The organism is Roseovarius sp. MBR-79, from assembly GCF_053628555.1.
In genome coordinates this window covers 1-8,562 of the sequence record NZ_JBRJGP010000046.1, presented here as the reverse complement: position 1 = coordinate 8,562, position 8,562 = coordinate 1, and the positions used below count along the sequence as shown (strand labels likewise).

Here is an 8,562-nt window from a genome sequence, read left to right as displayed (position 1 = left end):
AGTCTCACATACCTTGAATCGGTTTCAGAAATGCGACACAGGCAAGCTATTGAAAACACATGGAACGCAGTCTCAAGAACTCCGACAGACCGACACTGGATTCACTGGAAAATGGCTTCAGAGGACGAAAAGCCGACTTCATCAAACTCTGATGCAATTCATGATGCTCAGGGCGACGCGAGAAATCAAGAAAAAAGCGATGGGATCGCCCTGCCCTCCCATGTTGCGGGGTCCGGCAGCCTTGATCGCTTGGTCGACACCGCCCGCGACTATGCCCGCGCTGCAGCGTCCGACAACACGCTGACGGCCTACGCGAAGGATTGGGGGCATTTCACGCGCTGGTGCCGGATGAAGGGCACCGAGCCTCTACCGCCGTCTCCCGAGATGATTGGACTCTACCTGGCCGATCTGGCGTCCGGTTCGGCCCCCTCCCCTGCCCTATCAGTTTCGACAATCGACCGCCGCTTGTCGGGCCTTGCCTGGAACTACGCGAAACGCGGTTTCACCCTCGATCGAAAGAACCGTCACATCGCCACGGTGCTGGCCGGGATCAAACGCAGGCACGCGCGCCCACCGCTGCAGAAGGAGGCGGTCCTGGCCGAGGATATTCTCGCGATGGTCGCCACCCTGCCCTACGACCTGCGCGGGCTCAGGGATCGTGCGATCCTGCTCTTGGGCTATGCGGGCGGGCTGCGGCGATCCGAGATCGTCAGTCTCGACGTCCACAAGGACGACACCCCCGGCAGCGGCGGCTGGATCGAGATTTTCGGCAAAGGCACCCTGCTCACCCTGAACGCCAAAACCGGCTGGCGCGAGGTCGAGATCGGGCGCGGCTCGTCAGATCAGACCTGTCCCGTCCATGCGCTGGAACAATGGCTGCACTTCTCGAAGATCGACTTCGGGCCGGTCTTTGTCCGCACCTCGCGTGACGGCAAGCGCGCGTTGGAGGCGCGGCTTAATGACAAGCATGTTGCGCGACTTATCAAGCGCACCGTGCTGGACACGAGCATCCGGTCAGACCTGCCCGAGAAAGAACGGCTGGCGCTGTTTTCGGGGCACAGCCTGCGTGCCGGCCTGGCCTCTTCCGCCGAGGTCGACGAGCGCTACGTCCAGAAGCAACTCGGCCACGCCTCGGCGGAAATGACCCGCCGCTATCAACGCCGCCGTGATCGGTTCCGGGTGAACCTGACCAAGGCGGCGGGACTATGATATATCATTCCTTGACGCCGCCAGCGCGGAAACATGGTTTGGAAGATCGCTTCGGGAATGCAGGATGTCGACGATGATCACTTCGTCCGGCTGATCCAGAAACACCAGAAAATGCTCCCCTGCCCTCGTGAACCGCAAATCCGCAGCATCATCGACCAAAACAGCACAGCTCCGGCTATGCGCCTGACCGTTCAGGATCGCCTGACAGCGGTCGAGTAGTTCCGTTTCATAAAGTTCGGCCTGCTTGAACCCGAAGTTCGCTATCGTTCACTTGGCAATCTCAACCAGGCTGGCCTCTGCGCGGCGCGTCAGCCGAAAGGAGCGACTCATGAAGATGCGCGTGCCTGTCGAAAGGCCCGTCGGATCGCCTCTTCTCCGCTACCTTCGGCAAACTCGCCTGACCTAGCTTGCGCCAATCCCTCGAGCAAGCCTTGCCGGATCCCTGCGAACTGAGCTTCTTCCTGTTCGAGCAGCCGTAGCCCCGCACGCATTGCTTCGCTCGCGTTCTGATAGCGTCCAGACGCCACCAAAGCCTGAACCAGCTGGTCTTGGGTTTCGGTCAGAACGACATTGCGTGTCACCATGGCATAAATCTCCTAGTTGGCAATATATGCCAATACAAAGTTTTGGTCAATCGTTTGAACCCTCGCATCGCCGTCGCCAAACGGTCGTTTAGTAGTGATAGATAAAACTGCAAAATGACTGTTTTGATGCCATTGATAGGCTACGCGCGCGTTTCAACCGAGGATCAAACCCCCCTGCCCCAGTCGCAGGCCCTTAAATCCGCGGGTTGCGCCGAGATCCATGAAGAACAGGCCTCGGGCGGCAATCGTGCGCGACCGGTGCTTGCGCGGGTGTTGGAACGAATCGGCAAAGGCGACACGCTGGTCGTCGTGCGGATCGACCGCCTCGCGCGATCCCTCTCGCATCTGCTGGAGGTGATCGAGCGGCTGGAGGCCAAGGGGGCGTTCTTTCGCTCGATTCAGGACCCGATCGACACCGGATCCCCGCAAGGCAAGTTTACACTGCAGGTTCTGGGCGCCGCGGCCGAGTTCGAGCGGGCACTGATCCGCGAACGCACCAAGGCCGGGCTGGCGAGCGCCCGTACCAAGGGCCGGGTCGGCGGGAACCCAGGACTGCGGGCCAAAGACCCTGCCGCTCTTCGCAGGGTGCGGCTGGCGCGACAGGACGGCTACATGGAGCGTCTGAATGAGACGGCACAAGATTGGGTGCCCCATGTGCGCCGGTTGCGCCCCGACTTGGCCTGGGAAGACGTGGTGCGCATCATCAACGGCCCCCTGCCCGAGGCGCGTCGCAGGACCCAAAGCCGTCTTTTGTGCGCCGTGAAGGCCTATGTCCGCGACGGCTTCCTGTCTGCCGAGGTGCTGGCCCGCGCCGGGCGCCGCGAAACCGACGACCGGTTGCCCGCCATCGTCGCCGCCATCAAGGGCGCGGATCCCGACATTACGCTTCAGGCGATCTGCGCCCGGCTGGAAGCAATGCGCGAGCGCACGCCGCGCGGACGGACCAGCTGGCAGCCCTCGTCGGTGAAGATGCTGCTGGAACGGGCTGAGAGGCTGGGGCTGCTTGAGTAGCCACACAACATTGCAAATCCTCCGCGTCATGGAAGGATTACAAGGCTACGTCCAGCGCCATGCTCGGAAACTGCCCGTTCATGCAAAGGGGTTTACGATCCGCAGCTGGCCTTCGACCAGCAGGCCATCTTGCATGTCCTCGCTCCATAGCGTGGTGCAGCCCGCAACCAAAGCGCTGGCCACGATCATCGCGTCGTAGATCGAGAAGCCGTAGCGTTCCGCCAAAGCGCGGCCGACGTCATGGGTCTGCACGGTGAGATCTTCGACGGGACACAAGGCGCGCACGCCTTCGAGAAACGCGGCTGCTTCCTCCCAACTGAGGCCAGCCTTGCGGCGGCAGTTCACCAGCGCCTCGTTCAGGACCTGAACGCTGATCCGCGGTCCCTGCCCCAGGATGACCTCTGCGCGATCGGCCTTCGGGCCGTCGTCGAGCAGGTAGAGAACGACATTCGTGTCCGCGAACTCAGCGTTCATGCGCGTCGTCGCGGCTCAGACGATCTGCAGCGGACAACTTGCCCCGGAAGCGGCGCAGGCCGGTCAGCACCTCATCCGCACGAGCAAGGCGATGGACTCTGACCCGACCGTCCTCCTTGACCAGGTCGATCTGATCACCCTCCTTGAGACCAAGCTCTCGGACGAGCTCCGCGGGCAAACGGACGGCCAGCGAGTTACCCCATTTTGCGACCTGCATCTTGACCTCCCATGCGGATATACGTCTTGTAATGTATATCCGAAAGGTTCCCAAGACAAGCCTGCCCACGAACCCGAGCCGCTCTTGTGCATCACGCAGCGGCTGACACCACATTTAGAAAGAGCTTGCACGAATCTGACTCCTCCGGCAATAGTCACGGAAAGAGGCGACTAAACGCCATAATCCGTGAACACGCCCCAGCAAGAAAAAGGGGTCGCGCGAGGGCAGATGAGCAGAGCCGATACACAGGAAGACCTGAACGCCGTGATCCGTCAGCACTCCGAGTTGCTGGCGGCGCAGCTGCATTCGCAGCGTGAGAGCCTGTTCCCGCCCGACGCATCCAAGTCTATGCGCAAATTCACCTCTGGGGAAGCTGCTGCTCTGCTGGGCGTCAACGACTCATACCTCAGAAAGCTCCACCTTGATGGCAAGGGCCCTTCGCCAGTAGTTTCATCGGGGAACCGGCGGCATTATTCGGCTGAAGATATCCATAACTTGCGCGTTTTGTTGGAGAAAACGGCTCGAAAGCCAGGAGACTACCTGCCCGGTCGTCGCGCCGGTGACCATCTGCAGATCATCGGCGTGATGAACTTCAAGGGTGGTTCGGGAAAGACGACCTCCTCGGCGCATCTTGCTCAACGGTTGGCCCTCAAGGGTTACCGTGTCCTGGCGATCGACCTTGATCCGCAGGCTTCACTTACGGCCTTGCATGGGGTTCAGCCTGAATTCGACCTTCTGGACGGCGGCACGCTCTACGATGCGATTCGTTATGAAGACCCGGTTCCGATCACCGAGGTGATCCGAAAGACATACATCCCGAACCTCGACCTGATTCCTGGGAATCTCGAACTGATGGAGTTCGAGCACGAGACGCCACGGGCGCTTTCTCGCGGCAACGCGGGTTTGTTCTTCTTCCGTGTGAAGGAGGCGCTGGCGCAGGTCGATGAGCAATATGACGTCGTCGTCATCGACTGTCCTCCGCAGCTCGGGTTTTTGACCATGTCCGCGCTGTCGGCCGCGACAGGCGTTCTCGTGACGATCCATCCCGAGATGCTCGACGTGATGTCGATGAGCCAGTTTCTCAGAATGACGGCCGACCTGATGGACGTCATTGCCGACAGTGGGGCCGACATGTCGCATGACTGGATGCGGTATCTCTTGACCCGGTATGAGCCGACAGACGCACCGCAGAACCGTATCGTCGCCTTCTTGCGGACGATGTATGGCGACAAGGTCTTGAACGCGCCGATGCTCAAGTCGACGGCCATCTCGGATGCCGGTTTGACCAAGCAGACCCTTTACGAGGTCGAACGCAGCGCCTTCACTCGGACGACCTATGACCGAGCCATTGAAAGCCTGAATGCGGTCAACGACGAGATTACCCAGCTCATTCAGAAGACTTGGGGGCGCTGATGACCGACAGCAAGAAAAGGCGCATGTCCATGCTCGATAGTCTGGCGGCGGCGGGGACGCCCCCTGCCCCTGGTAGCATGATGTCAAGCAATCGGGCCCTGCGGTCGGCGCGTGATGCTGTCGATGCTCACCATGTCTGGGAACTCGATCCGGTCGAGATCCAAGACGAGCGATACTCGGACCGCCTCGATCCAAAGGATGTGCACGATCTTCGCGCGTCGATTGAACAAAACGGGCAAACTGTGCCCATCCTTGTTCGGCGCCATCCGACCGACCCCAATCGCTATCTCCTCGTCTATGGACGCCGCCGTCTTGAGGCAATTCGTGCCTCCGACAAAGTGAGCAAGGTTCGCGCCCTCATAGCTAACCTGGACGATACCGCCGCACTGCGCGCTCAAGTCTCAGAAAACACTGGTAGACGTGACCTGAGTTACATCGAGCGTTCCCTCTTCGCTCAGGAACTGCTCGATAGTGGCTTTGGCTCTCAGGCACAGATTGCCGAGGTGCTGAACGTGACCCGTTCGGCGGTATCGATGTCGGTCTCTGTTGCCAAGGCGATCGGAACTGCCTTGGCCCACGCAATCGGACCGGCTCACGGCGTCGGCCGTCCCAGATGGGAAGCTTTGTCGAAAGAGCTTTCCGACAGCCGGATCGATATCGACGAACTTTCCCGGGTTGCTCTTGATGTTCGCGCCAAGGTCGCCGTGAGCGAACAGGCCGACGAGGATCCTAAGGTCGATCCTTCGGTGGCGGCTTTTGAAGCCGTTGCACGGCACATAAAAAAGAGTGTGAGTCCGACGCTCGGCAAGAAGCCGAGATCGAAGGCCACTGCCCTTGTAATTGATGGCACGCCAGTGGGCGCGATCAAGAGATCTGGCCGGACGCTTCGCCTGGACCTGACGGACGTGGATGATGCCTTTGCGGAGTGGCTGGATGCCCGCGCGCAGGACGTCCTCGAAGAGCTTCACGATCGCTGGAAACGCGAGACATGAAGAGAGGCAGAGCAGCAACAAAAAGGAGGCACGGTACAGGCTAAAGAAAAGGTCCCGCAAAGCTTGCGCTCCACGAGACCCCAACTTTGATCTTAGCAATTTCAAGGTAGTGGGCCAGCGCGCAAACCGCAAGTCATATGTGATTCGCGGAACAGCTTTTCTATGCCTTCGTGAATGACATCATGGATTACACACCGATTTCGCCGTTTATGCGGCCGATCTCGCACGCCCATCTGCGCGTGGTCGAGCGGCCCGAGGCGTCTGTTCCAGGCAAGCCCGTCAACAAATGGGAGCTTCTGCGCGAGCTGTCCAAGGCACAGGCCGCCTTTGGGGTTTCCGAGCGCGATCTGACCGTTCTTCAGGGGCTTCTGAGCTTCTTTCCGGACGATGCGCTTGGCGGGAACACCGAAATGGTCGTCTTCCCATCCAACAAGGCGATCTGCGAGCGGCTGAACGGCATGCCTTGCTCGACGATGCGCCGTCACCTCGCCCGGTTGGTAGACGCAGGCTTGCTCATCCGGCGCGATAGCCCCAATGGGAAGCGGTATGTGCGCAAGCGTGGCGAAGATCGCGTGGCCTTCGGCTTTGACCTCTCCCCGCTCTATTGCCGGGCAGAGGAGATTGCACGGGCCGCAGAGGCTGTGCGTGAGGCCGAGGACCGTGTGCGGCGACTGAGGGAGGTGGTGAGCCTCATGCGTCGCGACCTGGCCGCCCTGGCGGAGTTCGGCGAGGAGATCCAGCCCGGGCTTGGCCTATGGGACCAGCTCCGCGATACGGCCGCTCTCACAGCCCGCGCTCTTCGCCGCAAGCTTTCGCTTGAGGATCTGTCGGCATTTCGGACTGAACTGGAGACCCTCCTTGACCAGGCGCGCAATGTCATTGATGGCCCTGAAACAGAAGAAATGAACACCAATGATGCCTATTTTGAGCGTCACCTTCATAATTCAAATAAAGAACCTATAGATCTTGAACCTGCCTTCGAAAAAGGCGGGGCGGCGGCGAGCGGCGTGCCTGATGTTGATACGGATGAGCCTGTGGCTGACGTCGAAGAGCCTGATACGAGGCGGGTGCCGAAAATCCCGCTCCACCTGGTGATTGCCAGCTGCCCCTCGCTCAAGACTTTCTATCAGGGCGACGTTCGACATTGGCACCAGCTTTTCGACGCGGCTTGTCATGTGCGGCCGGCCATGGGGATCAGTGTTTCCGCTTGGGAAGAAGCGCAGCGCTGCATGGGACCAGAGCAAGCCTCGATCGTCGTCGTGGCCATGCTGGAACGTTTTTCGGACATCAGATCACCTGGTGGATACTTGCGGGCGTTGACGTCCAAGGCTGCGGCTGGCGAGTTTTCCTGCGGGCCGATGGTCATGGCGCTGATCGGACGACGGAGCGCGGCTTAGTGTTCACAGCTGTGAACTCCTATCGCCGCGACCGTTCATTTGCCAAAGTTCACAGCTGTGAACTATCTCCACCGGTGCGGGAACAAAGGGTAGCGAGAGCGAAAGGACTGTTGGTTTGAGGGTGACGGGAGGTGAGATCGGGAGAGTGGCTTCCGACGTTCGTCGTGGAGAAGATATGATGACCAAAGCTGTCCAGAAAATCACCCTGTCCCCTTCGCGGGATATCCCCTTTGGCAAGCTGGTGCTGAGCCAGTCCAACGTGCGGCTGCGAACTCCTCCGGCGTTTGATATTTCAAGTGGCTCGTGCGGGCGCTCCGTGTTGTAATCGATCCTCCATTCCTCGATGATTTGACGGGCCTCAAAGATGCTGGTGAACCAGCACTGGTTCAGGCATTCCTCGCGGTATCGGCCGTTGAAGCTTTCGATATAGGCGTGTCTCGGGTTGGGTTTGGAGGATCAGAAAACAGCGTGGGGCGCTGTTTTCCCGACAAACGGATCGATGAAATAGAGCTGGACGCCGTGATCATCAGCCCATCGATCAAGCGCGCGCCCGCGCAGTTCCGGGCCGTTATCCACGACCAGGATATCGGGGTATCCCCGTTCACGGGCCACGCGTTCCAGCATTTCCACGACCCGCTCGCCCGGCAGCGAAAAATCCACCTCGATCGCCGGGCACTCCCGGGTGCAATCGTCCTTGAGGTTGGCGGTGCGGAACTTGCGGCCATTGGCCAGCGCATCGCTGGTGAAGTCGAGCGACCAGCGCTGGTTGGCCGCGATCTGGCACCAGGCGCCCTCACGGCCCTCACGCGGAACCTTTTTGCGCTTGGTGCGACGCAGCCACAGTTTCGTCGGGAAAACAGCGCCCCACGCTGTTTTCTGATCCTCCTCAATCTTCGCGATAGATGCGCTCGACCACCTTGACGTTCACCTTGAAACCCTCGCGGACCAGCTTGGCATGTGAGCCATGCGATAACCATACCTCCGATGCTTGCCTGACAAGGTGATCAGGCGTTCCCTCAACCGCGCGTGGCGGTCTGGTCGGGCCTGATAGGCCAGGCTCCACCGTGAAATCCCGACCAGCCTGCACGCCCGCCGCTCGGTGAACCGATGCTCTTCCATCAGCTTCCTCACGGCATCGCGGCGGCGCGGTTCGGCATGGGCCTCGGACCGTGTATGGATGGCTCCCGCGGGGCAAGAGATTTTCGGTTGATGCTGGCATGATTTCGGTTGCGGCCATGTATACGGCGTCTGAGTTGCAGCACGGT

Annotated in this window: 10 protein-coding genes and 1 pseudogene; 5 read left to right on the top strand and 6 right to left on the bottom strand. The window is 60.2% G+C overall.

The window, feature by feature from the left end; translation table 11 throughout:
- Positions 1-111: 111 nt before the first annotated feature.
- The gene (locus ACSSV8_RS19605; protein WP_454283598.1) at positions 112-1,209 is read left to right on the top strand and encodes a tyrosine-type recombinase/integrase; all 1,098 of its coding nucleotides are present in this window, start codon (positions 112-114) and stop codon (positions 1,207-1,209) included.
- On the opposite strand, the gene ACSSV8_RS19600 is transcribed toward ACSSV8_RS19605, so the two are convergent.
- Both ACSSV8_RS19600 and ACSSV8_RS19595 read right to left on the bottom strand, forming a co-directional pair.
- Positions 1,204-1,473, bottom strand: a complete 270-nt coding sequence (locus tag ACSSV8_RS19600) for a type II toxin-antitoxin system RelE/ParE family toxin (protein WP_354540490.1) — start codon at positions 1,471-1,473, stop codon at positions 1,204-1,206. The genes ACSSV8_RS19605 and ACSSV8_RS19600 overlap by 6 nt on opposite strands.
- 62 nt (positions 1,474-1,535) lie before the next feature.
- A complete protein-coding gene (locus ACSSV8_RS19595; protein WP_454283596.1) occupies positions 1,536-1,793 on the bottom strand; it encodes a type II toxin-antitoxin system ParD family antitoxin in 258 nt (85 codons plus the stop codon).
- Positions 1,794-1,919: 126 nt separating this feature from the next.
- Between ACSSV8_RS19595 and ACSSV8_RS19590 the strand changes: the two genes are divergently transcribed.
- A complete protein-coding gene (locus tag ACSSV8_RS19590; protein WP_454283595.1) occupies positions 1,920-2,804 on the top strand; it encodes a recombinase family protein in 885 nt (294 codons plus the stop codon).
- A gap of 78 nt (positions 2,805-2,882) precedes the next feature.
- On the opposite strand, the gene ACSSV8_RS19585 is transcribed toward ACSSV8_RS19590, so the two are convergent.
- Both ACSSV8_RS19585 and ACSSV8_RS19580 read right to left on the bottom strand, forming a co-directional pair.
- Positions 2,883-3,278, bottom strand: coding sequence for a PIN domain-containing protein (locus ACSSV8_RS19585; protein ID WP_454283594.1), 396 nt, complete (start codon positions 3,276-3,278; stop codon positions 2,883-2,885).
- A complete protein-coding gene (locus ACSSV8_RS19580) occupies positions 3,268-3,495 on the bottom strand; it encodes an AbrB/MazE/SpoVT family DNA-binding domain-containing protein (protein ID WP_454283593.1) in 228 nt (75 codons plus the stop codon). Before ACSSV8_RS19580 ends, ACSSV8_RS19585 begins: the two co-directional genes overlap by 11 nt.
- Before the next feature lie 228 nt (positions 3,496-3,723).
- Between ACSSV8_RS19580 and repA the strand changes: the two genes are divergently transcribed.
- The 3 genes from repA to repC all read left to right on the top strand — a co-directional run bounded on the left by repA (position 3,724) and on the right by repC (position 7,297).
- Positions 3,724-4,908: a plasmid partitioning protein RepA gene (repA, locus tag ACSSV8_RS19575; protein WP_354540825.1), complete on the top strand. Its 1,185-nt coding sequence runs from the start codon at positions 3,724-3,726 to the stop codon at positions 4,906-4,908.
- Positions 4,908-5,900: a plasmid partitioning protein RepB gene (repB, locus tag ACSSV8_RS19570; protein ID WP_454283592.1), complete on the top strand. Its 993-nt coding sequence runs from the start codon at positions 4,908-4,910 to the stop codon at positions 5,898-5,900. Before repA ends, repB begins: the two co-directional genes overlap by 1 nt.
- Positions 5,901-6,082: 182 nt before the next feature.
- Positions 6,083-7,297, top strand: a complete 1,215-nt coding sequence (gene repC, locus ACSSV8_RS19565) for a plasmid replication protein RepC (RefSeq protein ID WP_454283591.1) — start codon at positions 6,083-6,085, stop codon at positions 7,295-7,297.
- A 306-nt stretch (positions 7,298-7,603) separates the two neighbouring features.
- Here repC and ACSSV8_RS19560 read toward each other — a convergent pair.
- Together ACSSV8_RS19560 and ACSSV8_RS19555 are read right to left on the bottom strand one after the other, a co-directional pair.
- Positions 7,604-7,723, bottom strand: a pseudogene (locus ACSSV8_RS19560) (integrase core domain-containing protein); the annotation flags it as partial.
- A 30-nt stretch (positions 7,724-7,753) separates the two neighbouring features.
- Entirely contained in the window at positions 7,754-8,074 is a 321-nt protein-coding gene (locus ACSSV8_RS19555; RefSeq protein WP_454283597.1) for a DDE-type integrase/transposase/recombinase, read from the bottom strand.
- Positions 8,075-8,562 lie beyond the last annotated feature (488 nt).